Raw genomic sequence first — 23,299 nt, 5'->3', positions numbered from 1 at the left:
GTGCCACTGGAGGAACCGCATGTAGAGGGCGTGCCACAATCGCCGTCGTGCGGATAGCGATGACGATGCCGGTGATGGAACCGGACTTGGATGCCACGGTGTTGGAGAGTTGGGCGCGGGCCGTCGACGAGGGGCCGTTCTCGTCGCTGTGCTGGGGCGAGCGCATCACCTTCTCCAACCCGGACAGCCTGACGCTGCTGGGTGCGCTGGCGGCCTGGACCACCCGGGTGCGACTGCTGACGACGGTGATCGTGCCTCAGCTGCACGACCCGGTGATGCTGGCCAAGGGGCTGGCGACCGGCGACCTGATCAGCGGCGGCCGGCTGACGGTGGGCGTCGGGGTGGGGGGCCGGCTGGAGGACTATCGCGCCGTGGGAGCGGACCCGTCGACGCAGACGATCCGGGGGATGGCCGACCAGGTCGCGGTGATGAAACGAGTGTGGGCCGGCGAGAAGATCACCGAATCCGTGCTGCCGACCGGGCCGGGCCCGGTCCAGACCGGCGGTCCGCCGCTGTTTGTCGGGACGATCGGGCCCAAGACGCTACGCAACGCGGCCGCCTGGGCCGACGGGCTGGCCGGCACCACGCTCGACCTGGACGTCGCCAAGCAGAACGAGCTCTTCGAGGTCGCCCGGGAGGCGTGGGCGCAGGCTGGCAAGCCGGCGCCCCACCTGACGACGTCGTTCTGGTTCGCCTTCGGTGAGCCGGACGAGGCGCGCGCCCAGGTGCATCGCCACCTGCTGCGCTACATGAACTGGATCCCGGCCGAATACGTCGACGCGATGGCCCCGACGACCGGGTGGGCTGGCAGCGAGGCGGAGCTGCTGGCGGTGCTGCACCGGTTCGCCGATATCGGCGCCGACGAGGTACAGCTCATCCCGACGAGTTCCGACCTGGACCAGGTCCGGCGCGCCGCCGACGTGGCCGCCCGGCTCTAGCTAGGCCGGCAGCCGGTCGCGCCCGACGTCGGGTTCCAGCGGAGGCTGCCCCTTCTGCAGTGTCGCGACCAGCTCGCGGTAGGGCCCGACGAGATAGACGGTGTCGCCGGCGCGCAGCCGGGCATCGCGGCGCGGGTGCAGCTGGACGGCCGAGTCGTCCCGGGTGATCGCGATGACGCGCGTCTGGGTCGACATCTCGAACATCCGCAGTCCGTCGAGCTCGCTGCCGGCCGCCACGTGCATGCCGCCGACCATGAAATAGCGCTGACCTACCGAAAACGTGCCCAGCACCTGCAGGCCCATCGCGGCGCCGATGAACCACGGCGCGGCCAGCTCGACCGTCGAGCGCACGGTGTCGAAACCGAACCGCTCGGCCACCGCGCCGCCCAGTGTCCGGTCGAAGATGCGCAGCACGATCGGAACGTCGGGCCGCGTGACCTTCGGCATTACCCGCGGGCCCAGCATCTCGCGCAGCACGATCCCGATCTCGATGTTGACCATGTCGTCGTGGGTCAGTACCGCCACCGCGCGCGCCTGGTCGACGCGGGCCGCTGCCAGCGTCTGGCGCAGCGTCGCGTCCCCGAAGACCACCGGGACCTCGAGTTCGGCGGCGGTCGACAGGTAGCGGTTGTTCTCGTCGAGCTCGATCGCGACCACCTCGTATCCGGCGGCGTTCAGGTCGGCGATGACGCGGCTGCCGAACGAGCCGAGCCCGACGACGATGACGTGATTGCGCAGGTGGCGGGCCCGTCGGCGGCCGGCCGTGGACGCGAAGCGGCGCGAGATCAACACGTCGGCGATGAACGCCACCATGACCGCGGTGGTGGTCAGGCCGGCGAACATCAGCATGATGCTGAACAGGCGCAGCCAGGTGGGCTGGGAGAGGAAACTGAAGTCGCCGTAGCCGACGGTCGCGATTGTTTCGGTGCTGAAGTACAGCGCGTCAACCCAGGTCATTGTCGCGTGCGGCTGAAAGCAGAACCGCAACAGCACCGTCGAGCCGATCAGCACCGCCAGCACCGCGACTATCGCGCGCATGAACATCGGGTTGACGTCGTTGCGCAGGCCGCGCGCGACGCCGACGGCTCGCCGCAGCCGGCGCTTGCGCACGCGGGTCGGGTGGGGCCGCGGCGGCCTGATGCCGCGGCTCGCCAACTCGTCGGCGGTGCCGATCATCGCCGTCCAGTCGCCGGCGCGCACCGGCAGGTCGCGGCCCGGGCAGGTCTCCAGCAATCCCGGTGTGAGCGACTTCTTGCCGTGGATCACCGCCACCGGCGCCAGGTCCGCGTAGATCTCGCGCAGTGTCGCGTCGTACGGGACCTCGGCGCCGGTCACCAGAAACTCGATGCCGGCCGCCTCGAACGGGTGCGCGGTGCGCGCCAGAGCCGCCTCGACGACCGACGGCGCAGCCAGCTCGGCGACGTCGAGGACCGCGCCGGGTCCGTTGTCGTCGGCGACCGCCTCGCGCAGCACGTCGTTGGCCAGTCGCGCCACCACCCGCACACTCGGGTTAGCTTTTCTTGCCAACAAGGCGATTTCGAGATTGATCGCGTCATCACTGCCCGCGCAGACCACGGCCGCCGCCCGCGCGATCCCGGCCTCGGCGAGGTCGTCCTTCGTGTCGGCGACGGTGTCATCGACGAGTTTCACGATCGTCGCGCCGGCAGTCTGCAACTCCGCGGCGATTGTCGTCGCCAGCGCATCGTCGCCGCTGACGATGATGTGGCGGTGCACGCCCTGCTGCATACCCACTCCGCTCTGCCGACGTTGGGCCCGTGGTGCCTACGACTATCGGGCACTGTCCCAGATCGTGCCACCCGCAATACTGGCGATGTGCCCTTCATCGAACGCGTCGCGACCCGCGAGATCTATCGCAATCCGTGGCTGGTGCTCCGCGAGGACGATATCCGCCGTCCGGATGGCAGTCCCGGCATCTACTCCGTGGTGGACAAGCCGCACTATGCGCTCGTGGTGCCCTACGACGGCCGGCGATTCCGGTTGGTGGAACAGTTCCGGTATCCGGTGGGCGCGCGGCGCTGGGAGTTCCCGCAGGGTGCCGCACCGGACCATGCGCACCTCGAACCGTTCGAGCTGGCCGCGCGCGAACTCCGCGAGGAAACCGGGCTGCGCGCGTCCTCGTTCGAAATTCTCGGCAAGGTGGATGTCGCTCCCGGGATGACCAGTCAGCTCGGCTGGGTCTTTGTGGCGACCGGGATCACCGAGGGCGAAGCCGCCCCGGAGCACGAGGAGCAGGACATGCGCAGCGCCTGGTTCTCCCGGGCCGACGTCGAGCAGATGATCCGCGCGGGAGTGATCGTCGACGCGCAGTCGATCGCCGCCTACGGCCTATTTCTGTTGCGCGAACCGTGAATTCGTGGCGGACCGCGGTAGTCGGCGCCATCGCGCTCGCTCTGCTTGCGACGCCCGCCGGTGCGGTGCCCGCGGAGATGCCGTCGTGGAGCGGCAAGTACTCGCTCGTGCGTTACGCCGTCGACAAGACGGGCAGCAGCATTGCGGCCCGCCAGCCGGAACCGACGTTCAGTGCCGACTACATATTCACGACGTCGTGTTCGGCGGGCACGTGCATCGCCACGGCCACCAACGGACCCACCCCCAAGAACCCGACGCTGCCGCAGCCGTCGCACTACGCCTGGGACGGCGCCAGGTGGGTCGAGCACTTCGACTTTCAGTGGGATTGCTATATGGGAGAAGGCGTTCCGAAAGTATGGGCACCGGCGAGGTCGTGGGCGTTCTATGCCCCCCAGTCCGACGGATCGCTGCGCGGAACCTGGCACACCGACATCAACAGCGGCCCCTGCCGGGGAAGCGTGGAGATGCCGGTGGCGGCATTCGCGGCCGGCTGACCCAAAGATTATGGCCAGTAGGCCGATTCGGCGGCGCTGATAACGGACGTCGCGTCCGCGTAGGTCGCGTTGGTGAACTTGGTCTGGACGACCTGGGCCAGCTGGTCGGGGGTGTAGCCGGTGCTGCGGTCGGAGCAGATCGCGTGTCCGAGCGCGATCAGGCTGTCCCGGTCGCCGCTGAAGCCCAGCTTGGTAAGTTGCGCGATGTACGAGTCATCGTCGGCGACGGCGACACCGCTACCCACGGTGAGGGCCGCAGCAACGACAACGGGGATACACATCAGGCGTAGTCCGCGAACAGACATGGGATCGCCTCCGTTCTGGGATATTAGGGTTTGACCTTAATATTATGGGCTTCGGATGGTCGGCTCGCGCGGCGAAATGAGCAGATATGGCAAACTCCAGCTGAGAGTGGTGAAGCCTCCGCTGGCAACGTTGTGTTCCGCCGACTCTGCCACCTGCGTCAACGGCAGGCGGCAGTTGGTGCTTAGGTCGAGATCGTGAGGTTTCAGGTTTCCCGGGAGACCGCCGTGCTGCGGATTGCGGTTGCCGTGGTCTTCGGAGTTGCCGTTGCGTTCGCCGTGGGACACACGGTCGGCTGGCGGTTCGCGCTCGTCGGCTGGATCGCCAGCGCCGCGGTCTACGTGTGCTGGACGTGGCTCATCATCGGCGGAATGGACGCCGAGGAGACCCGGCGATACGCGACCAGAGAGGATCCCACCCGCTGGATCGCCGATGTGGTCATCGTGTCGGCCAGCGTCGCGAGCCTGCTCGGGGTGGGTTACGTGGTTGCCGCCGGATCGCATTCCGGGGCCCGGGCCGTCGCGGCCGCACTTCTCGGCATTGCGACCGTCGCGGCGTCCTGGGTCGCCGTGCACACGTTGTTCACCGCGCACTATGCGCGGCTCTACTACTCCGACGAGCCGGGCGGGATCGATTTCCACGACCCCGAGCCGCCGCGCTTCCGCGACTTCGCTTACCTCGCCTTCACCGTCGGCATGACCTATCAGGTCTCCGACACCGAGATCGGGTTGACGTCGATCAGGGCGACGGTGCTGCGGCACGCGCTGCTGTCGTACCTGCTGGGCGCGGTCGTCCTCGCGGTCACGATCAATCTGATCGCCGGGCTCAGCTCCAAAGTGTGATCGAGCCCGCGGCTAGCCGGTTCGCGTCAGGCTGAAGAAGTCGTGCGGGTCGACAAGACCGCAGGGCGCGGAGGTGGCGGGAATTGAAATCACGGGCTTTAGCAAATAGACGTGCGTCTAATAAGGTGATAATCAAATTCGAGCCGGTTTTTTCGAGTCGGTGGTAATGAATCGCGGGTGAAGTGTTCGGTTGGTCCTGCCTACCCCACCACACTTTCGGGTAGTCAACGCCGTGAATGCGGGTAGCCGGGCGGTCAAATTCCGTTATGCGCCGTTAGCGTCGAACGTGTGAGTTCGAGCAGTACGTCCAGACCCATGATTATCCCGACGGCTTTGATGACAAATATTCTTGACAATGCGATCGCGGGCAAGGGTCTCGTCACGGCGTTTCAGCGCGTCGTGGCTTTGCCGAGCCGGACGGTCGTCGGCTACGAGGCGCTCGCGCGCTGGCCCGCGCTGAATAATCCAGCGCCCACCGAGGTTTTCGCCTACGCCGAAGAGACGGGCAAATTGGACCTTCTGGATCGCGTCTGCATTCGCGCGGCAGTTAAGGGAGCGCTGCAGGCAACTTTTGCGCCCGGGATGTTATTACTGGTCAACACCGAACCCGCCACGAGTCGTATCGACCCGTCCCGCGACAGCAATATCATGCGGGCCGCCGATTGCTTCAATCTGACATTCGAAATCACCGAGCGCGGATTGCTCAGTAATCCCCGCGCGCTTCTCCGGAAAGTCGCGGCGCTGCGTTCTTCGGGGCTCGCGATAGCACTTGACGATGTCGGGTCGGACCCCGATTCCCTGGCGCTGCTCGACGTCGTCTCGCCCGACATGGTCAAGCTCGACATGTGTTCGATCCAGCACCAGCCAGATCGGGTGCAGGCGCGCATCATCGCCGCGGTCATGGCCCACCAGGAGCGAAGCGGCGCCGTCATCTGCGCCGAGGGGATCGAAACCGACGACCAGCTCGAGCAGGCATTGGCGTACGGTGCGGCGTTCGGTCAGGGCAATCTCTTCGGCGTTCCCGGCGAACTCACCGGCGTCCCAAAGGGGTTCCGGTGGCCGGGCAGGGAAAGCTACCCGCCCAGCGGCGCGACCGGAACGACCTTCGAGCTGGCATCGGGGGTGCTGCCCACCCGGCCGGTCCGGCACAAAACGCTGTCGGAGCTGTCCAAACACGTGGAACGCATCGCCATGACCGCCGAGAATCCCCCGATCGTGCTCACGACACTGCACGAAGACACGGACTCACGCATGGTCACGAAGCTCAAATACCTTGCCATCGCCGAAAGGTGCCCGCTGTTAGCGCTTTTCAGTCAAAGCTGGCCACTCGGAATCGGGCCACGGGTCAGGGAAGTCAGGCTCGATTCGAGTGATCCGATGTCGCGCGAGTCGACCATCGTGGTGCTGGGTCCCGACACCGCGGCCGCGCTGATAGCGCGTGAGCGGCTAGGCGTCAAGGGCATTTCCGCCAGTGATGCCGACCGGCGCTTCGACATGGCAGTCACCTTCGACCGCGAATTCGTCACCATGGCGGCGCAACGGCTACTCGCTCGCTTGATCTGAGCCCGGCGGACGAGCTCAAGGCAGTAGACGACGCCGGCGCGCCTCTGCGATTGATTCGCCGCGCCTCGCGACGCCGAGCTTGACGTAAATGCTCTTGAGATACCACTTGACGGTATTAATGGTGACGCCAAGGCTTCTGGCGATCTGCTTGTTCGACAACCCGCGGTCCAGCAGGCGAAGGACTTCGATCTCTCGGGCGTTGAGCTGTTGTTCGGGCAAGGTGCGTTCGGCGGCGCCGGCGATCACGGGGATCGCAGCCTTCCGCGCGTCGGTGTGGGCGGTGGTGAGCAGCGCGGACAGGTAGTCGGTGGCAACCTGGGGGAGCCCGGCCGCCCACCGATGGGTTCGGCGCGCCTCGCGAAGTTCGACGATTATTTTCAGTATCTCCGGGCCGGCGTCGACCACCGTGCGTAGCAGCCCGGAGCGTGCGCCCGCAATCAGCGCGGGCACAAGTATTTTGGCGGCAGCGTCGCTGTCACCGGTCAAATAGACCACCCTGGCGAGCTCGATAGTGCTGATCGTCTCGGCATAACGACATCCGACAGCGCCGCATTCGTCACGAATTGACGTCACGAGTTTCGTTGCCGCGTCGTAGTCGTCGGAAGCGCACAAGATTCGCGCTTGCATGCTTAGTTGGTAGTGACGCGTGGCCATCGCGATACCGTCACTCGCCGAGTCGCCGACTTCGGGCTGGCGTGCCAGAACCTGGCGTGCCCGGTCGATGTCGTCCACGGCGAGGTGCAGGCGCAGGCATTCGTAATCGAGGGCGGCCGATAACCGCGGCAGCGAAAGATGTTGCGCTGCAATGGCTCCCTCGTTCAGCAGAGAAATCGCATCGTCGATGTCACCGCGCAGGACTTTGATGTGCGCGAGCGTGCTGTAGGCCGCGATCATGAAGTCGGCCACGCCACATTCGACGCCGAGTTCGTGACATTCTTCCAAGAGCGCTTCGGCCGTATCGATGTCGCCGCGTTCGTAGCGGAGCCTGCCGAGCAGCGCCCCGGCCAGGCGAGTCGCGTGCGAACGCGGACCGGCCGCGCTGTGTGCCAACGCGCGAGCCTGGGCGTAGCGGATCTCGGCGGTGCGCAGATCGAGTTGGGCGAATGCCGCGAGGCCGGCAAAGCACCGGCCGTAGACCCCGGCGAAGGGACCTGCGGCGGTCTCGTGAAAAGCGTTGGCCCACTGTTGGCGTGCCAGCGCCGTGTCGTAAGCGAAGGTGTGGATGTCGACAAAGGTGCGGATGTTGGCCGACACCGCCGCCAGAAATGGCCTGCACCTCGGGCTTTCGACGATGTAGGGCGCCACCAAGGATGCGGCGCGGTCGATACGGTCGCCGTAGACGTCGGTGCACGCCTGCACGACGTCGGCTTCGCCGAGAATTTCGGCGGCGCTCGCATCGGTCGCCGACGCCAGGGCGGCTCGAACATGGCTGAGTGCGATCTGGACATCCTCCGGTCGCTGCAGCAGGCAGTTGGCCCAAGCGATCGCGGTCTGCAACATCGGTCGGTTCAGGACGAGGACCTTCGGCAATTTGTTGACCAGCCCGAGCAGGCCGGCCATGCGGCTGTGTTCGACGAGGTACATGGCCTGCCGTTCCACCAGATCGACTGCCCCGACGTCATCGCCCGCGGCCAGCGCGTGACTGACGGCGTCGGTGAGCAGTCCTTGATCGGCAAACCACGCCGAGGCCCTGCGGTGCAGGCTCACGATTTGGTCGGCATGGTCGCGTTCCAGCCGTTGCCGTAAGTAGCCGCCGAACAGGTGGTGGTACCGGAACCATTCGCGATCGTCGTCCAGCGGCTGCAGGAACATGTCGCGGCGTTCCAGCTCCTCGAGGAAGGCCTGCCCGCGCGGCTGGCCGCTGACGGCGGCGGCCAGATCGCCGCAGAGGCGATCGCAGATCGAGGTGGTCAGCAGGAAGTCGAGCAGCTCGTCCGGCAGCGCGTCGAGCACGTTCTCGGCGAGGTAGTCGCCGATGGAATGGTGACGGCCGGAAAAGCCCCTGATCAACGCCGGCGCGTCTCTGGTGGTCCGCAGCGACAGGGTGGCCAGCTGGAGGGCGGACACCCAGCCGTCGGTGCTCGACCACAGGCTGTGCACATCATTGCCGTCGAGATCCAGCTCGTTGAGGTCGAGCAGGAAGGCCGCGGATTCCTGCTGGTCGAAGCGCAACTGTGCGGCGTCGATTTCGACGACCTGGTTGCTGACCTTGAGCCTGCCGATGCCGGGTGCTCGGGTTCTGCTGGTGACGACGAGGTGCAGGTTGTCGGGGCCGGCGGTCAGGAGAAAGTCCAGCGCCGCGGCGGTGTCGGGGCTCTCGATCAGGTGCCAGTCGTCCAGCACGATCGCCAGCGGTCGCTCGCGTCCCGCGCACCGGTTGACGAGCTCGGCCTGCACATATCGTTGCGCGTCGGCCGACTGCTCTTCCAGTAGGTCGCCGAGGTCCGCGACCAGCGTGGGTTCGACGCGCCCAACCGCCGCGATCAGATCACCGAGAAAGGCGACAACGTCATTGTGGCCGCGGTCGAGGCTCACCCAGGCAACCGGTACCTCGTCAGCCGCTAACACCCGCTGCCATTGCAGGGCGAGGGTGCTCTTGCCGAAGCCTGCCGGCCCGTGGACCAACGCCAGCCGCTTCGCCCGCCCGGCACGCAGAACGTCGATCAACCGGTCGCGCGTGACGCGCTTGCCCTCGTAGGCCGGCGGTTGAACTCTCGTCGACACGACCTTGGCGGATTGCGTCTTGGGCTGCATGCTCAGCCCGCCTCCCCCCGGAGTTGAATCGACCGCCGTTCTGCCCTCACCCGCGCGCACCACAGGATTTCAGCATCATTTTCGCCTATCGGCACCTCAGCCGCCAGTGCTTCGGATACCCGTTGGCCGTGAATCGAAGCGCCGGGCCGCGCCGATCCTCACGCCCGGCCGGAAAGGCCGGCAGCGGCGCGGATTTCGCGGCGCGCCGCGGCGGGGTCGCGGTCGGGAAATATGTAGTGGCTCAACGCCGTTCGTGCGATGGCGCCGGACAGGTCGCGCGGGTTGGCACCCGAGGCCAGGGCGCCTTCGCCGGCGCAGCGCTGCAGGATGACCACCAGTCCCTCGACGAGCATGGGTAGCGCCGCGGCCATTTGGTCGTGTGCGAAGGTGGGCTCGAGGTCGAGCAGCCGCCCCGGTGGCTGAATCTCGACGAATGTCGCGACGACGTCGACGGCGGCCTCCAATCGTGCGACGCCGGTGACTCCCGACATGGCCTCGTCCATTGCCGTGCTGAAGCGGCGCCGTTCGCGCTTTCCCAGCGCGTCGATCAGGTCTTCCTTGGACGCGAAATAGCGGTAGATCGTGGGCCGAGACACCCCCGCCAGCGCCGCCACGTCCGACAGCGACGTCCGGCGGGCCCCGGTGCGAAAAACCAGGCGCTGGGCCGCGTCCAGGATTCGATCGGCCAGATCTCGATGATCCGCGCCGCGTGACTCGGCGATCGACACTGGGGCAGCCCCTAGAGCTTGCCCAGGCCGCGCAGCCACGAGATCAGCAGCCGCACGCCGTCATCGAGGGACATGGGCGCATACCCGAGTCGCCGGGTGGTCAAGTTGTCTTTGCTTCTGGGCTTGCGCTCGCTGTTGGCGGCGGCCTTCGCGATGGCCATCAGGGTCGGGCCGAACTCGGCGGTCAGCGCCTCGGCATCGGTGCGGTAGTCGAGGTCCTCGACGCGGTGGTCGATTCCGGCGACTGCGCACGCGCGGTTGATGCCGCCGGCGGTGCTGAAGGTGTCTTCGGGACGGCCGACCAACAGGTAGCGCTCGCCGGTCACCCCGTTGTCCAGCGCCGCGATCGAGCCCTTCGCGACGTCGGCCCCGGCGACCCAGGTCACCGGAAAAGCCAAGTAGCGCTTAATCTTTCCTCTCATTCCGGCCAACAGCACCCGGTTGAAGCTGGTGCGGTGCAACGCGCGCTCCACGACGGGAGCAGGACCGAAGATTGCGCCGGGGTGACACGTCAGGACGTCGTCGCCCGCGGCCGCGCGCCGGTGGGCTTCCTGGAACGCGGCCAGTTTGGTGACGGTGTAGGGGTCTTGCGGTGGGTTCTGCAACACGGGCGCCTCTTCGAAGTCCAGGCCGGTGCCCAAATCGAGGAAGGTGGCGGTGCTCAGCGCGACGACCCGGCGCATGCCGTGCGCCGTCGCGGCGTCGAGGACGTTCGTCGTACCGACCATGTTGACGGCCTTGAAGTCCTCGAGGTCCTGGCTCGCGCCGCCCAGCAGGGCCGCGCAGTGGATCGCGGCGTCGGCGCCCTTGGCCGCGGTGCGCACGTCGTCGGCGTCGCTGATGTCGCCCTGGATCACCTCGATGCCGATGCCGATGTCGGCCAGGGCCGTGGCCGTGCCGGGATCGCGCACCAGGGCGCGGACGTGGTCGCCGCGTTCGATCAGCTGCCTGCAGACGTTGCCGCCGGTCTGGCCGGTCGCGCCGGTGACGAAGATCGTGCTGGCCATGGTGGGCTCCCTCGGCTGACTCCGCTTTACATATCGAACAGATTTAGTGAGAACTGTAAACCGTGAAGTGGGATTGTCATATAGTCGGCTGCGTGGCACTCGATCCCTCAAGCGCGCTCCTGACCGACCGCGTCGCGGTCGTCACCGGCGGCGGCTCCGGCATCGGCCGCGGCATCGCGGCTGGGCTGACGGCATTCGGCGCGCGGGTCGCGATCTGGGAACGCAACCCCGACACCTGCGCGTCCGCCGCCGAGGAGATCGGCGCTCTCGGTATCCCGACCGACGTGCGGGACAGCGCCGCCGTGGACGAAGCGCTCGCGCAGACCGCAGCAGAGCTCGGCCCGGTGACGATCTTGGTCAACAACGCCGGCGGCGTCTTCTGGTCGGGCATCCTGGACACCAGCGAGAACGGGTGGGACGCCCTGTACAAATCGAATCTGCGCCACGTGTACCTGTGCACGCAGCGGGTGGCCCGCACGCTCGTCGAGGAGCACCTGCCCGGCAGCATCATCAGCGTCACGTCGATAGAGGGGGTCCGCGCCGCCCCCGGCTACGCGACGTACGCGGCGGCCAAGGCGGGCGTCATCAACTACACCAAGACCGCGGCGCTCGAACTGGCGCCGCACGGCATCCGGGTCAACGCGCTGGCCCCCGACATTACCTGGACCGAAGGCCTCGAGCAGATGGCACCGCCGGGATCCCGGCAGCGGATGGGATTCACGGTTCCGCTGGGGTGCGCGGGGCACGTCGACGAAATGGCCGGGGCGGCAGTCTTTCTCGCCTCGGAGATGTCCAGCTACATCACCGGACAGACGATCCACGTCGACGGCGGCACCCACGCCGCCGGTGGCTGGTATCACCACCCGGAGACCGGCGCGTACGCGCTCGGGCCGCCAACCTGATACAGCTTTCATGAATTCGCATGCGCAAAATGGCGCGCTTGCGCCGATAATGGCTCTAATTAATTACCCGTATTCATAGCGACATGCGCCGACATTCCGCCGTCGATGGAAATCATTCCTCCGCTGATGTAGCGGGACTGTTGCGCAGCCAGAAAGGTGACGAGTTCCGCGACGTCTTTCGGCTGCCCGACATACGGCGTCAACGTGGCGCGGCCCAGGCCCGTGCCACGTCTTCGGTGGCGAGATCATCGCCGAGCGCGATGGCGCGGGCGCCGGTCCCCCGGCCAATTCGTGTGCCGTCGCCGCACCAATCCCGCCGGCACCTCCCGTCACTATCGCGACTTTTCCGGCGAGTCTGGACATCGATTTCTCCTTCTCAGTGCCGCATAAAAAAGATAGCCTGAATTAATGCTGCGCATTGCACCAATACCGATAGAAGAGCTCAGTCCACATTCCCGCGAAATCGTCGATGCCGGCGTGGCCGCCGGGCTCTACGCGAGTCCGGTGCCCTCGCAGATCTTCGCGTATCGCAGCGCCCAGCTCGAGCAGGTCAACCTGGCCAGGACGCACCTGGGCGCCGGCACCCTGCTCGGCGGCCGGATCCTGGAATTGCTGCGCATCCGCAGCGCGCAACTGGGCAAGTGCGAACCGTGCAGTCAATCGCGTAAGCATGATTCGATCACCGACGAGGATGTCGCGTGCCTGCTCGCGCCCGGCCACGGCGCGCTGACGCCGCAGGAGCAGCTGGCCGTCGAGTTCCTCGACCTGCTCTCCGCCGATCATCACGCCATGGACGACGAGTTCTACCAGCGGCTGGGCGGGCATTTCACCGCCGCGCAGATCATCGAGCTCGGATTCACCTGCGCCGGGGCGATGGGGCTGCACCGGTTCATCCACACCCTCGACGTGTACGGCGACTCGGTACCCGTCATCGAATACGACCGGGACCAGGTCGACCGCGCGAAGGCGGTGTGACCGTGTCGAGCCGATCCTTCAGTGAAGCCAACGCATTTCATCGCTTCATGCGCACGTTCATCGCCACGAAGCTGGGGGTGGCGATCTTTCGGCCGACAGCACACCACCTCGACCGGATCACCAGCAGGCTCACCGGAAATCGGAGTAGTGCTTCGGCGATCGTGACCGGTGTTCCCGCCGTCATGCTCACCACGACGGGGGCGAAGTCGGGGGAGCCCCGCACCGTCGCGGTGTTTCCCATCCCGCACCCCGACGGCGTGGCCGTCATCGCGTCGAACTTCGGCGGCCTCAAACACCCGGCCTGGTACCACAACCTGAAGGCCGATCCGCATGCCACGGTGTCCGTGGCGGGCGAAACCTGGGATGCCGTAGCCCGAATCGCACCTCCCGGCGAGCGTGACGAGATCTGGGCGAAGGGCGTCGCCATCTATCCCGGCTGGCGCAAGTACGAGAAGACGGCCGGCGACCGCCATATCGAGGCGTTCGTTCTGGTCAGGAGTTGAGCCGACCTCAGGGGAGAACGCGCAAGCCCCACTTGTCGAGCAGCGGATGCACTAGCGTGAAGTACGTCGTGTGGTCGTCGCCCTCCGGCGAAGACATCAAGATGCCGACCGCACTGACGCTTCCGTCCGCGTTCTTCACGAAGCCGGGACTGCCGCTGTCGCCCTTCAAGCTGTACACGCTGGCTTCGACCACCCCGTTCTCCACGCCTTTGATCGCTCCACAGGTCTCACCGCTCACCGCGCCGAGCTTGCAGAACGGTATGCCGACCTGAATTTGGTTGGCGCTCAGCACATCGCGGACTGGGTACTTGCCGCCGACATCTCCTACCGGTGCGCCGACGCCGGGGTCAAGGCGGATGATCGCGGCGTCCTTGTTGTCGCCCTCGTTCTCGCTGGCGGTGATTCTTCCGAGCGGGACGTCCTGCTCGTAGGTCCATACCGAACCGTCGTGCGCGTCGCAGTGTCCACTGGTCAACAGGTAGTAACTGTCGTCGCTGCCCTGCGTCGCGAAACCCGCTGTGCACCTCCCACTTTCATCATCCACTTCGATGCCGGGCATCGGCGGTCCGGCGGCTTGCGCCGTGGCCGTGACCGCCGCCGAAGCGATCACCACGGCACCAGCCGTCGCGAGCCCGCGAAGCCATGCCGCCGTGGCGAGGCGGTGCGGTCCCTTCACCGACTAGTCCAGAGGGGTTGCGTGGCACTCGCTGATGCCCCGCAACATGGTCAGGCGGTCTTCAAGTTCCCTCCTGGCGACCTCGCACGCCGAATCGGCGTCGCCGGCGGCGGTGTGCGGCACCGTCAGCGTGATTCTGCGCTGCGTGCCGCCGACGGACTCCCAGTCAGTGAACATCGGAGATTGCTCGACAAACGGTCTTGCGGGGCCCTGGTGCGGGATATCCGCGTAGATGTTCACAAGCCAGTTCATGTTGTCGATCCCAACCGTCGGGCCACCGTGGCACTTAAGCGATGGCTTTCGCTGATGCGGTGAGCGGGCCCGCGCCGGAAGGGTGCTGAATCCATGCCCGGCGCGGGCCCATCTGGTTGCCTGCTACCTGGCTCCCAGGCGCCCATCGTCGCACCGGCGCCGGGCTGGCCAATAGGGACTAAAGACTCCAGTTGCGTGCCGGCGAACGCCGGCCGGTGACGACCCGTATCGCGCACCGATCGCACCGGCACGGGGAGCATCGCGAGTATGCACCCAGTGAGCGTTACCGCGTGACCACGCGCGAATACATCTACCGGGTAGAAACTTGAAGCCGGACCTGAGTTTCGCTGGCACTGGCACCCTGATAGGAACAGCCCCGGACACCGGCCGCATATCCAACCGTCGTTCAACCTCAGGGCGCATCTTCCCAGTTCTCGCATCGCGTTGGAAGACGTGATCGAAGGTTGCATCGAACTCGGTGCGCGGCCCGCCTGTGGCGACTGGAAACAACGCCTCGCTGAGACGGGCGGCGTGCACAAGCTCTATCGAAACTGGGTCAACGAGCCCACAGAGCGTAGGTCTCGGCCAGGGCCGGCCAACCGCTGAATGGGCCCGTCGCGGCTCGGATCGCTCGCCCTGTCAATAACTTCCGAACTTTGACCCCGGATCAACTTCTGAATGTCGACCCCCTGAATTCGAGCACGGACGGCGTGTCGGTCAGGCTGCAGCCTCGACTCCGACGGCTCGACTGGCCGTTCCGACGAGAAACCTGCAGTGTGGTTGCTTGTGTTGGTCCGGTTGGTGGCCGGATCGGTCCGTTGAAACTGTTCTCGGCTTTCATGGTCGCCGAGCGCAGCGAGACCCGGCGGCTAGACGAGCAGTGCCGGTACTGCTAGGCGGGTGATGTCGGCGATCAGTGCGTTGAGCGCGGGTGTCTTGGGGTCCTCGGAGCGGGTCCGGGTCATGATCGACAGGATGAGGCGTTCGCCGCTGGGGCCGAACGCGACACCGATGTCGTTGGTGGAGGCGTAGTCACCGGCGCCGGTCTTGTCGGCGACGCCCCACTCGGGCGGCAGTCCGGCGCGGATGCGGTTGTTGCCGGTGGTGATGGTGCTCATCCACTCCCACAGCTGGGCCCGGTGCGCGTCGTCGAAGACGTCGCCGGTGAGCATGTTTGAAAATCCGGCGCCCATCGAGCGCGGGGTGCTGGTGTCGCGCGGGTCGCCGGGGTAGGCGGAGTTCAGTTCCAGCTCCCAGCGCACCATCCAGATCCGGTCATCCCCGGTGGAGCGGGCGAATTCGGTGACCGCACCGGGCCCGCCCAGCATGGCGACCATGAGGTTGGTGGCGGTGTTGTCACTTTGGCGCACTGAGGCTGCGCACAGCGCCGAGAGTGGAAGGTATCCGCCGACGTGGGGTTCGGTGATCGTGGAGGCGACGGGCACGAGGACGGCGGGGTCGATGAAGACCGGGTCGTTGAGGGACAGTTCCCCGCGCTGGTCTTTGGCAAGGATGGCGCCGGCGACGTAGGCCTTGAACGCCGAACAGGTGGCGAACAGGTCGTCGGCCCGATAGTCCAGCATCCGTCCGGTGTGCAGGTTGAGTCCGTGGAAGCCGACCTTCGCGTTGTAGCGGTCCTCGAGCGTGGCCAGCTGTTCATCACTCGCCAACGGTGCTTCGGAATCGACGAGTCGAACCGGATCCTGGCGGTGCGGCCGGTCATAGGCACTTAAGGCAGCCACGGCGGCACTGGCTGCCATGAGCAGACGGCGACGGGTGATCTCCACGCCCGTCAGCATGACGCACAGAAGCGACGAATCGTAATCGGTGCAACATCAAGCCTTTTGGCAGCTTCGGTCGTCGAAATCAATTGAGTGGGCTTTGATTTGGAATCAGAAATAGACACGGTGCGCGCTACCCTTTGGATCAGGCTAAAGAGTCTGGCTTTATGTCGGTTTAATAGGGAGCGCGTTTTATGCCGTGTCGCCCACGGTGCGTGTTCTGGAGCCGAATGTACCGGATAATCACAACCGTGTCATTCGCTACTCACGATGCCGCCAAGGCGGGTGGGGGTCGTCGTGAGGTTGCACCAGGTGATGACAGGTGGCTGTGAGTCAGCTAACGAATCAGGGCAGCGCTAGCGCAGATCGCATAGGTAGGGGATAGGTAGAACACCGCGTTGTATCTTGTTTGTGCAGTTCAGACGTGGTGCCCCCGGCAGGATTCGAACCTGCGGCCTTCTGCTCCGGAGGCAGACGCTCTATCCCCTGAGCTACGGGGGCGCATGCGAGACCATGATGCGCCAATGGGCCCCGCCAGCCTAACGCATCCAGTTGACTGCACCCGCATCGCAATGGATTCGGGGCGCGGGCACCCCAGCCAATAGGATGGACGCTCGTGACCCCCGCTGACCTGGCTGAGCTGCTCAAAACCACCGCTGCCGCGGTGTTGGCCGAGCATGGCCTGGACGCGTCGGCGCTGCCGGCGGCGGTCACCGTCGAACGGCCACGCAACCCCGAGCACGGCGATTACGCCAGCAACCTGGCATTGCAGCTCGGCAAAAAGGTCGGCGCGAACCCGCGTGAGCTGGCCGGATGGCTGGCAGAGGCGCTGGCCTCGAAAGACGGCATCGCCGCCGCGGAGGTGGCCGGCCCCGGGTTCATCAACTTGCGCCTGGAGGCCTCGGCGCAGGCCGTCGTCGTCAACAACGTCCTCGATGCCGGCCAGAGCTACGGGCACTCCGGCGATCTCGCCGGAGTCAACATCAACCTCGAGTTCGTCTCGGCCAACCCGACCGGGCCGATCCACATCGGCGGCACCCGCTGGGCCGCCGTCGGCGACGCGCTGGGCCGGCTGCTCACCACGCAGGGCGCCGCCGTGACGCGCGAGTACTACTTCAACGACCACGGCGCCCAGATCGACCGGTTCGCCAGCTCGCTGATCGCCGCCGCCAAGGCCGAGCCGACGCCGGAAGACGGGTACGCGGGCGAATACATCAGCGACATCGCCGGGCAGGTGCTGCAGAAGGCGCCCGACGCGCTGAGCCTGCCCGACGCCGACATGCACGAGACCTTCCGGGAGATCGGCGTCGACTTGATGTTCACCCACATCAAAGAGACGTTGCACGAATTCGGCACGGACTTCGACGTGTACACGCACGAAGACTCGATGCACACCAGCGGCCTCGTCGACCAGGCCCTGGCCAAGCTGCGCGAGACTGGCAACATCTTCGAGAAAGACGGCGCAACCTGGCTGCGCACCAGCTCTTTTGGCGACGACAAGGACCGCGTCGTGATCAAGAGCGACGGTAAGCCCGCCTACATCGCCGGTGACATCGCCTACTACCTCGACAAGCGGCAGCGCGGCTTCGACCTGTGCATCTACATGCTCGGCGCCGACCACCACGGCTACATCGCGCGACTCAAGGCCGTCGCCGCCGCCTTCGGCGACGACCCGGCCACCGTCGAGGTGCTGATCGGCCAGCTCGTCAACCTCGTCCGCGACGGCCAGCCGGTCCGGATGAGTAAGCGCGCCGGAACGGTGATCACCCTGGACGACCTGGTGGAAGCGATCGGCGTGGACGCCGCCCGCTACAGCATGATTCGCTCGTCGGTGGACACCCCGATCGACATCGACCTGGCCTTGTGGTCCTCGGCGTCCAACGAAAACCCGGTCTACTACGTGCAATACGCGCATGCACGACTGTCGGCACTGGCCCGCAACGCCGCCGAGCTCGGCCTGATCGCCGACACCGATCACCTCGAGCTGCTCAGCCATGACAAGGAGGGCACGCTGCTGCGCACCCTCGGCGAATTCCCGCGGGTGCTGAAAACCGCTGCGTCGCTGCGGGAGCCGCACCGGGTGTGCCGGTACCTGGAAGACCTGGCGGGCGACTACCACCGGTTCTACGACTCCTGCCGGGTGCTGCCGCAGGGCGATGAGGAACCCGGCGACCTGCACGCCGCGCGGCTGGCGCTGTGCCAGGCCACCCGCCAGGTCATCGCCAACGGCCTGGCGATCCTTGGCGTGACCGCCCCGGAGCGCATGTGAACGTCCATCCCGCCGGCCCCCGGCACGCCGAAGAGTCTCGTCCGGCGCAAAGCCCGCCACGCCCGCAGTCGCCCGAGGAACTGCTGCTGCTGGCGCCGAACGTGTGGCCACGCAACGTTTCTCGCGATGACGCCGGGGTGACGAGCATCGCCGGGGTATCCGTCACCGATCTCGCCCGGGATTACGGCACCCCGCTGTTCGTCGTGGACGAGGAGGACTTCCGGTTCCGCTGCCGGGAGATCGCCACCGCGTTCGGCGGGGGTCGCAACGTGCACTACGCCGCCAAGGCCTTCCTGTGCAGCGAGGTGGCCCGCTGGATCGACGAGGAGGGCCTGTCGCTCGACGTCTGCACCGGCGGCGAGCTGGCCGTCGCGCTGCACGCCGACTTCCCGCCCGAGCGAATCACCTTCCACGGCAACAACAAATCCGTCGCGGAGTTGACCGCTGCGGTCAAAGCCGGGGTGAGCCACATCGTGTTGGACTCGACCACCGAGATCGAGCGACTGGAGACCATCGCCGGCGAGGCCGGCGTCGTCCAGGACGTCTTCGTGCGCCTCACCGTCGGCGTCGAGGCGCACACCCACGAATTCATCTCCACCGCACACGAAGACCAGAAGTTCGGGCTGTCGGTGGCCAGCGGCGCGGCAGCGGCCGCGGTGCGCCGCGTCTTCGCCACCGATCACCTGCGCCTGGTCGGCCTGCACAGCCACATCGGCTCGCAGATCTTCGACGTCGCCGGCTTCGAGCTCGCCGCCCGCCGCGTCATCGGTCTACTGCACGACGTCGTCCAGGAGTTCGGCGTCGAGAAGACGGCTCAGATCTCGACCGTGGATCTCGGTGGGGGCCTGGGCATTTCGTACTTGGCGCCCGACGACCCGCCCCCGATGGCCGAGCTGGCCGCCAAGCTGAGCGCCATCGTGCGCGATGAGTCGGCCGCCGTCGGGTTGCCCACCCCGCGGCTGGTGGTCGAGCCCGGGCGCGCCATCGCCGGGCCGGGCACCATCACGCTCTACGAGGTCGGCACCGTCAAGGACGTCGACATCAGCAGCACCGCACACCGCCGCTACGTCAGCGTGGACGGCGGCATGAGCGACAACATCCGCACCGCACTGTATGACGCCCAGTACGACGCGCGGTTGGTGTCGCGGGTCAGCGACGCACCGGCAACCCTGGCCCGCATCGTCGGAAAGCACTGCGAGAGCGGCGATATCGTCGTCCGCGACACCTGGGTGCCCGGCGACCTGCAGCCCGGTGACCTGCTGGGGGTGGCCGCGACCGGCGCCTATTGCTATTCGCTGTCGAGTCGCTACAACATGATCTGTCGTCCCGCTGTGGTTGCGGTTCGCGATGGAAAGGCGCGGCTGATCCTGCGCCGGGAGACGGTCGACGATCTACTTAGTCTGGAAGTGAGGTGAACTGTGTCCGATGATGTCAAGCCGGTGGGCGTCGCCGTACTAGGGTTCGGCAACGTGGGCAGCGAGGTGGTCCGCATCATCGAGGACAGCGCCGACGACCTGGCGGCCCGGATCGGGGCGCCGCTGGCGTTGCGCGGCATCGGAGTCCGTCGCGTCGCCGCCGATCGCGGTGTCCCGGTCGAGTTGCTCACCGACGATATCGACGGGCTCGTCTCGCGCGACGACGTCGATATCGTCGTCGAGCTGATGGGCCCGGTGGAGCCGTCCCGCAAGGCGATCCTGGCCGCGCTCGAACGCGGCAAATCGGTCGTCACCGCGAACAAGGCGCTGCTGTCCACCTCGACCGGGGAACTGGCGCAGGCGGCCGAAAACGCCCATGTCGACCTGTATTTCGAAGCCGCGGTGGCCGGAGCCATCCCCGTCATCCGACCGCTGACCCAGTCGCTGGCCGGCGACACGGTGGTGCGGGTGGCCGGCATCGTCAACGGCACCACCAACTACATCCTGTCCGCGATGGACAGCACCGGCGCCACCTACGACAGCGCCCTGGCCGACGCCAGCGCCCTGGGCTACGCCGAGGCGGACCCCACCGCGGACGTCGAGGGCTACGACGCGGCGGCCAAGGCCGCGATCCTGGCGTCCATCGCCTTCCACACCCGGGTCACCATCGACGACGTCTATCGCGAAGGCATCACCAAGATCGCCCCGGCCGACTTCGAGTCCGCGCATGCGTTGGGCTGCACCATCAAGCTGCTGTCCATCTGCGAGCGCATCACCGACGACGAAGGCCAGGAGCGGGTCTCCGCGCGCGTCTACCCGGCGCTGGTGCCGTTGTCGCACCCGCTGGCGACCGTCAGCGGGGCGTTCAACGCCGTCGTCGTCGAGGCTGCGGCCGCGGGGCGGTTGATGTTCTACGGCCAGGGCGCCGGCGGCGCGCCCACCGCGTCGGCGGTCACCGGCGACCTGGTGATGGCGGCCCGCAACCGGGTGCTCGGCAGCCGCGGGCCCAAGGAATCCAAATACGCCCAATTGCCGATTGCACCAATGGGATTCATCCAAACTCGCTACTACGTCAGCATGAACGTCGCCGACCGGCCCGGCGTGTTGTCCTCGGTGGCGGCCGAATTCGCCAAGCGCGAGGTCAGTATCGCCGAGGTGCGCCAGGAGGGCGTGGAGGACGAGGGCGGCCGGCGCGTGGGCGCCCGCGTGGTCGTGGTGACGCACAGCGCCACCGATGCCGCGCTCTCCGAAACCGTCGCTGCACTGGCCGATCTGGAATCCGTGCTGGGTGTGGCCAGCGTGTTGCGACTGGAAGGAACCGGTCTATGAGCGCCCCGCGCACGGCCACCCATCAGCCCTGGCCGGGCCTGATCGCCGCCTACCGCGACCGGCTGCCGGTCGGCGATGACTGGACGCCGATCACGCTGCTCGAGGGGGGCACCCCGCTGATTCCGGCGACCCGGCTCTCCGAAAAGACCGGCTGCACCGTCCATCTCAAGGTCGAGGGCCTCAATCCGACCGGTTCGTTCAAGGACCGCGGCATGACGATGGCCGTCACCGACGCCGTGGCGCGCGGGCAGCAGGCCGTGTTGTGCGCGTCGACCGGAAACACCTCCGCCTCGGCGGCGGCGTATGCCGCGCGCGCCGGCATCACCTGCGCGGTCCTCATCCCGCAGGGCAAGATCGCGATGGGCAAGCTGGCGCAGGCGGTCATGCACGGCGCCAAGATCATCCAGATCGACGGCAACTTCGACGACTGTCTAGAGCTGGCCCGCAAGATGGCCGCCGACTTCCCGACGATCTCGTTGGTCAACTCGGTCAACCCGGTGCGCATCGAGGGCCAGAAGACGGCGGCGTTCGAAATCGTCGACGCGCTGGGCACCGCCCCGGACATCCATTCGCTTCCGGTCGGCAACGCCGGCAACATCACCGCGTACTGGAAGGGCTACACCGAATACCACCAGGAGGGCGTGTTCGAGAAGCTGCCCCGCATGCTGGGCACCCAGGCCGCCGGCGCGGCGCCGCTGGTGCACGGCAAGCCGGTGCCTAACCCCGAGACCATCGCGACCGCGATCCGGATCGGTTCGCCGGCGTCGTGGACGGCCGCGGTCGCGGCGCAGGAGCAGTCCGACGGGCGCTTCCTGGCCGCCACCGACGAGGAGATCCTGGCCGCCTACCACCTGGTCGCCCAGTCCGAGGGGGTGTTCGTCGAGCCGGCGTCGGCGGCCAGCATCGCGGGCCTGCTCAAGGCCGTTGAGGACGGCTGGGTCACCCGCGGCTCGACCGTGGTCTGCACGGTGACCGGCAATGGTCTCAAGGACCCCGATACAGCGCTGAAGGACATGCCGAGTGTCTCCCCGCTGCCGGTGGACCCCGCCCTGGTCGTCGAGAAGCTCGGGCTGGCCTAGCCGTGACACAGATGCTGCCCGCCGGGCTGGTGGCAAGCGCCGTCGTCTCGGCGTCCAGCGCCAACCTCGGCCCCGGTTTCGACAGCGTCGGCCTGGCACTGAGTCTGCACGACGAGATCGTCGTGGAGACAACAGATTCCGGCCTCGAAGTGATCGTCGAGGGCGAGGGGGCCAACCAGGTTCCGCTCGGTCCGGAACATCTGGTGGTGCGCGCCATCGAGCACGGCCTGCGGGCCGCCGGCGTCGGCGCGCCGGGCATGGTGGTGCGCTGCCGCAATGCCATCCCGCATTCCCGTGGTCTCGGCTCGTCGGCGGCCGCGGTGGTCAGCGGCCTGGCAGCGGCCAATGGCCTTATCGCACAGACGGATTCGGCGCAGCTGACCGAAGCTCAGCTGATCCAGCTGTCCTCGGAATTCGAGGGTCATCCCGACAACGCCGCCGCCGCCGTATTGGGCGGTGCCGTGGTGTCCTGGGTGGACCGCGGCGGCAGCGCGCCCCGGTACTCGGCTGTGGCGCTGCGCCTGCATCCCGATATCCAGTTGTTCTGCGCGATTCCCGAGGAACGCTCGTTGACCGCCGAGACGCGGGGACTGCTGCCCACCCACGTCAGCCACGACGACGCCACGTTCAACGTCAGCCGCGCCGCGCTGCTGGTGGTGGCGCTGACCGAACGCCCCGATCTGCTGATGGCAGCCACCGAGGACCTGCTGCATCAACCGCAGCGTGCCGCGGCGATGCCGGCCTCGGCGGAATATTTGCGGCTGCTGCGGCGTCTCAACGTGTCGGCGACGCTTTCGGGAGCGGGTCCATCGCTGATCGCACTCAGCACCCAACCGCAACTGCCTGCGGAAGCAGTGGACTACGGGGTCGCGCATGGATTCACCGTCACCGCGATGGCACCGGGCGAAGGAGTTCGCTGGAGCCCGGGAATCAAAGTCGCCGGTTGATCCGCGGCTCGGCCGGAGGGTTTGCTTGCTTCCCGCTCGGATGCAGGTTATCCTCGGACCCGTCCCGCAATCGCAGCATCTGCATCTGCATCTGCATTAACTGCATTGCAGCTAGGACAACCACCAATTCTTCTCGTGAACGAGGTTCGCCGCTTCCCTTCGCCGATTAGGC

Annotated in this window: 22 protein-coding genes and 1 tRNA gene; 13 read left to right on the top strand and 10 right to left on the bottom strand. The window is 66.9% G+C overall.

Going from position 1 to position 23,299, the window contains the following annotated elements; all coding sequences use genetic code 11:
* The first annotated feature begins 59 nt into the window (after positions 1 to 59).
* Positions 60 to 938, top strand: a complete 879-nt coding sequence (locus MSG_RS18430; protein ID WP_096441830.1) for an LLM class flavin-dependent oxidoreductase — start codon at positions 60 to 62, stop codon at positions 936 to 938.
* On the opposite strand, the gene MSG_RS18425 is transcribed toward MSG_RS18430, so the two are convergent.
* Positions 939 to 2,684 carry a potassium channel protein gene (locus MSG_RS18425; RefSeq protein WP_096441828.1) on the bottom strand — a complete coding sequence of 582 codons (1,746 nt, stop codon included), beginning with the start codon at positions 2,682 to 2,684 and terminating at the stop codon, positions 939 to 941.
* Positions 2,685 to 2,771: 87 nt separating this feature from the next.
* On the opposite strand from MSG_RS18425, the gene MSG_RS18420 reads away from it, so the two are divergent.
* Together MSG_RS18420 and MSG_RS18415 are read left to right on the top strand one after the other, a co-directional pair.
* Complete coding sequence (locus MSG_RS18420; RefSeq protein ID WP_096441826.1) at positions 2,772 to 3,308, top strand: NUDIX domain-containing protein; 537 nt, start codon at positions 2,772 to 2,774, stop codon at positions 3,306 to 3,308.
* On the top strand, positions 3,305 to 3,802 hold the full coding sequence (locus tag MSG_RS18415) for an Rv2253 family sensor-like surface protein (protein ID WP_456299069.1): 498 nt from the start codon (positions 3,305 to 3,307) through the stop codon (positions 3,800 to 3,802). Before MSG_RS18420 ends, MSG_RS18415 begins: the two co-directional genes overlap by 4 nt.
* 8 nt (positions 3,803 to 3,810) lie before the next feature.
* Here the strand turns inward: MSG_RS18415 and MSG_RS18410 are convergent, their stop codons facing one another.
* Entirely contained in the window at positions 3,811 to 4,107 is a 297-nt protein-coding gene (locus MSG_RS18410; RefSeq protein WP_232011075.1) for a DUF732 domain-containing protein, read from the bottom strand.
* A 195-nt stretch (positions 4,108 to 4,302) separates the two neighbouring features.
* On the opposite strand from MSG_RS18410, the gene MSG_RS18405 reads away from it, so the two are divergent.
* Together MSG_RS18405 and MSG_RS18400 are read left to right on the top strand one after the other, a co-directional pair.
* On the top strand, positions 4,303 to 4,947 hold the full coding sequence (locus MSG_RS18405) for a DUF1345 domain-containing protein (protein WP_373421178.1): 645 nt from the start codon (positions 4,303 to 4,305) through the stop codon (positions 4,945 to 4,947).
* A 315-nt stretch (positions 4,948 to 5,262) separates the two neighbouring features.
* The gene (locus tag MSG_RS18400) at positions 5,263 to 6,510 is read left to right on the top strand and encodes an EAL domain-containing protein (RefSeq protein ID WP_232011074.1); all 1,248 of its coding nucleotides are present in this window, start codon (positions 5,263 to 5,265) and stop codon (positions 6,508 to 6,510) included.
* A 15-nt stretch (positions 6,511 to 6,525) separates the two neighbouring features.
* Here MSG_RS18400 and MSG_RS18395 read toward each other — a convergent pair whose 3' ends face one another.
* The 3 genes from MSG_RS18395 to MSG_RS18385 form a co-directional block, all read right to left on the bottom strand.
* Positions 6,526 to 9,264, bottom strand: a complete 2,739-nt coding sequence (locus MSG_RS18395) for a LuxR C-terminal-related transcriptional regulator (protein ID WP_096441822.1) — start codon at positions 9,262 to 9,264, stop codon at positions 6,526 to 6,528.
* A 158-nt stretch (positions 9,265 to 9,422) separates the two neighbouring features.
* A complete protein-coding gene (locus MSG_RS18390) occupies positions 9,423 to 9,992 on the bottom strand; it encodes a TetR/AcrR family transcriptional regulator (RefSeq protein ID WP_096441820.1) in 570 nt (189 codons plus the stop codon).
* Between the two features lie 11 nt (positions 9,993 to 10,003).
* Entirely contained in the window at positions 10,004 to 10,999 is a 996-nt protein-coding gene (locus MSG_RS18385) for an NAD-dependent epimerase/dehydratase family protein (RefSeq protein ID WP_096441818.1), read from the bottom strand.
* Positions 11,000 to 11,091: 92 nt separating this feature from the next.
* Here MSG_RS18385 and MSG_RS18380 point away from each other — a divergent pair, with 92 nt between their 5' ends.
* Complete coding sequence (locus MSG_RS18380) at positions 11,092 to 11,901, top strand: SDR family NAD(P)-dependent oxidoreductase (protein WP_096441816.1); 810 nt, start codon at positions 11,092 to 11,094, stop codon at positions 11,899 to 11,901.
* 59 nt (positions 11,902 to 11,960) lie between these two features.
* Here the strand turns inward: MSG_RS18380 and MSG_RS26240 are convergent, their stop codons facing one another.
* The gene (locus MSG_RS26240; protein ID WP_162899250.1) at positions 11,961 to 12,104 is read right to left on the bottom strand and encodes an SDR family oxidoreductase; all 144 of its coding nucleotides are present in this window, start codon (positions 12,102 to 12,104) and stop codon (positions 11,961 to 11,963) included.
* A 205-nt stretch (positions 12,105 to 12,309) separates the two neighbouring features.
* Here MSG_RS26240 and MSG_RS18370 point away from each other — a divergent pair, with 205 nt between their 5' ends.
* Both MSG_RS18370 and MSG_RS18365 read left to right on the top strand, forming a co-directional pair.
* Positions 12,310 to 12,876 (top strand): carboxymuconolactone decarboxylase family protein, encoded by a 567-nt coding sequence (locus MSG_RS18370; RefSeq protein ID WP_096441812.1) that lies wholly within the window; start codon positions 12,310 to 12,312, stop codon positions 12,874 to 12,876.
* A gap of 2 nt (positions 12,877 to 12,878) precedes the next feature.
* Positions 12,879 to 13,379: a nitroreductase family deazaflavin-dependent oxidoreductase gene (locus tag MSG_RS18365; protein WP_096444646.1), complete on the top strand. Its 501-nt coding sequence runs from the start codon at positions 12,879 to 12,881 to the stop codon at positions 13,377 to 13,379.
* A 7-nt stretch (positions 13,380 to 13,386) separates the two neighbouring features.
* Here the strand turns inward: MSG_RS18365 and MSG_RS18360 are convergent, their stop codons facing one another.
* From MSG_RS18360 to MSG_RS18345, 4 genes are all read right to left on the bottom strand, one after another.
* Positions 13,387 to 14,055 (bottom strand): S1 family peptidase, encoded by a 669-nt coding sequence (locus MSG_RS18360; protein WP_096441810.1) that lies wholly within the window; start codon positions 14,053 to 14,055, stop codon positions 13,387 to 13,389.
* A 3-nt stretch (positions 14,056 to 14,058) separates the two neighbouring features.
* Positions 14,059 to 14,307 (bottom strand): hypothetical protein, encoded by a 249-nt coding sequence (locus MSG_RS18355; protein ID WP_096441808.1) that lies wholly within the window; start codon positions 14,305 to 14,307, stop codon positions 14,059 to 14,061.
* 869 nt (positions 14,308 to 15,176) lie between these two features.
* Complete coding sequence (gene bla, locus MSG_RS18350; protein WP_232011308.1) at positions 15,177 to 16,067, bottom strand: class A beta-lactamase; 891 nt, start codon at positions 16,065 to 16,067, stop codon at positions 15,177 to 15,179.
* A 446-nt stretch (positions 16,068 to 16,513) separates the two neighbouring features.
* Positions 16,514 to 16,589, bottom strand: a tRNA-Arg gene (locus tag MSG_RS18345).
* 115 nt (positions 16,590 to 16,704) lie between these two features.
* Here MSG_RS18345 and argS point away from each other — a divergent pair.
* The 5 genes from argS to thrB are packed head-to-tail and all read left to right on the top strand — an operon-like array spanning position 16,705 to position 23,127.
* Positions 16,705 to 18,357 (top strand): arginine--tRNA ligase, encoded by a 1,653-nt coding sequence (gene argS / locus MSG_RS18340; RefSeq protein ID WP_096441804.1) that lies wholly within the window; start codon positions 16,705 to 16,707, stop codon positions 18,355 to 18,357.
* Positions 18,354 to 19,772 (top strand): diaminopimelate decarboxylase, encoded by a 1,419-nt coding sequence (lysA, locus tag MSG_RS18335; protein WP_096441802.1) that lies wholly within the window; start codon positions 18,354 to 18,356, stop codon positions 19,770 to 19,772. The genes argS and lysA overlap by 4 nt, the downstream gene beginning before the upstream one ends.
* Positions 19,773 to 19,775: 3 nt before the next feature.
* A complete protein-coding gene (locus MSG_RS18330) occupies positions 19,776 to 21,101 on the top strand; it encodes a homoserine dehydrogenase (RefSeq protein ID WP_096441800.1) in 1,326 nt (441 codons plus the stop codon).
* On the top strand, positions 21,098 to 22,180 hold the full coding sequence (gene thrC, locus MSG_RS18325; protein ID WP_096441798.1) for a threonine synthase: 1,083 nt from the start codon (positions 21,098 to 21,100) through the stop codon (positions 22,178 to 22,180). The genes MSG_RS18330 and thrC overlap by 4 nt, the downstream gene beginning before the upstream one ends.
* Positions 22,181 to 22,191: 11 nt before the next feature.
* The gene (thrB, locus tag MSG_RS18320; protein ID WP_096444645.1) at positions 22,192 to 23,127 is read left to right on the top strand and encodes a homoserine kinase; all 936 of its coding nucleotides are present in this window, start codon (positions 22,192 to 22,194) and stop codon (positions 23,125 to 23,127) included.
* Positions 23,128 to 23,299: the final 172 nt, after the last annotated feature.

Source organism: Mycobacterium shigaense (assembly GCF_002356315.1).
Classification (GTDB): Bacteria; Actinomycetota; Actinomycetes; order Mycobacteriales; family Mycobacteriaceae; genus Mycobacterium; species Mycobacterium shigaense.
This window is presented reverse-complemented; position numbering and strand designations above follow the sequence as displayed.

Coding starts and splice junctions, on each gene's coding strand:
- MSG_RS18385 (WP_096441818.1), bottom strand. CDS start 10,999: ATGGCCAGCACGATCTTCGTCACCGGCGCGACCGGCCAGACCGGCGGC.
- MSG_RS18410 (WP_232011075.1), bottom strand. CDS start 4,107: ATGTCTGTTCGCGGACTACGCCTGATGTGTATCCCCGTTGTCGTTGCT.
- MSG_RS18370 (WP_096441812.1), top strand. CDS start 12,310: ATGCTGCGCATTGCACCAATACCGATAGAAGAGCTCAGTCCACATTCC.
- MSG_RS18430 (WP_096441830.1), top strand. CDS start 60: ATGACGATGCCGGTGATGGAACCGGACTTGGATGCCACGGTGTTGGAG.
- thrC (WP_096441798.1), top strand. CDS start 21,098: ATGAGCGCCCCGCGCACGGCCACCCATCAGCCCTGGCCGGGCCTGATC.
- MSG_RS18400 (WP_232011074.1), top strand. CDS start 5,263: ATGATTATCCCGACGGCTTTGATGACAAATATTCTTGACAATGCGATC.
- MSG_RS18395 (WP_096441822.1), bottom strand. CDS start 9,264: ATGCAGCCCAAGACGCAATCCGCCAAGGTCGTGTCGACGAGAGTTCAA.
- MSG_RS18355 (WP_096441808.1), bottom strand. CDS start 14,307: ATGAACTGGCTTGTGAACATCTACGCGGATATCCCGCACCAGGGCCCC.
- thrB (WP_096444645.1), top strand. CDS start 22,192: ATGCTGCCCGCCGGGCTGGTGGCAAGCGCCGTCGTCTCGGCGTCCAGC.
- MSG_RS18425 (WP_096441828.1), bottom strand. CDS start 2,684: ATGCAGCAGGGCGTGCACCGCCACATCATCGTCAGCGGCGACGATGCG.
- bla (WP_232011308.1), bottom strand. CDS start 16,067: ATGGCAGCCAGTGCCGCCGTGGCTGCCTTAAGTGCCTATGACCGGCCG.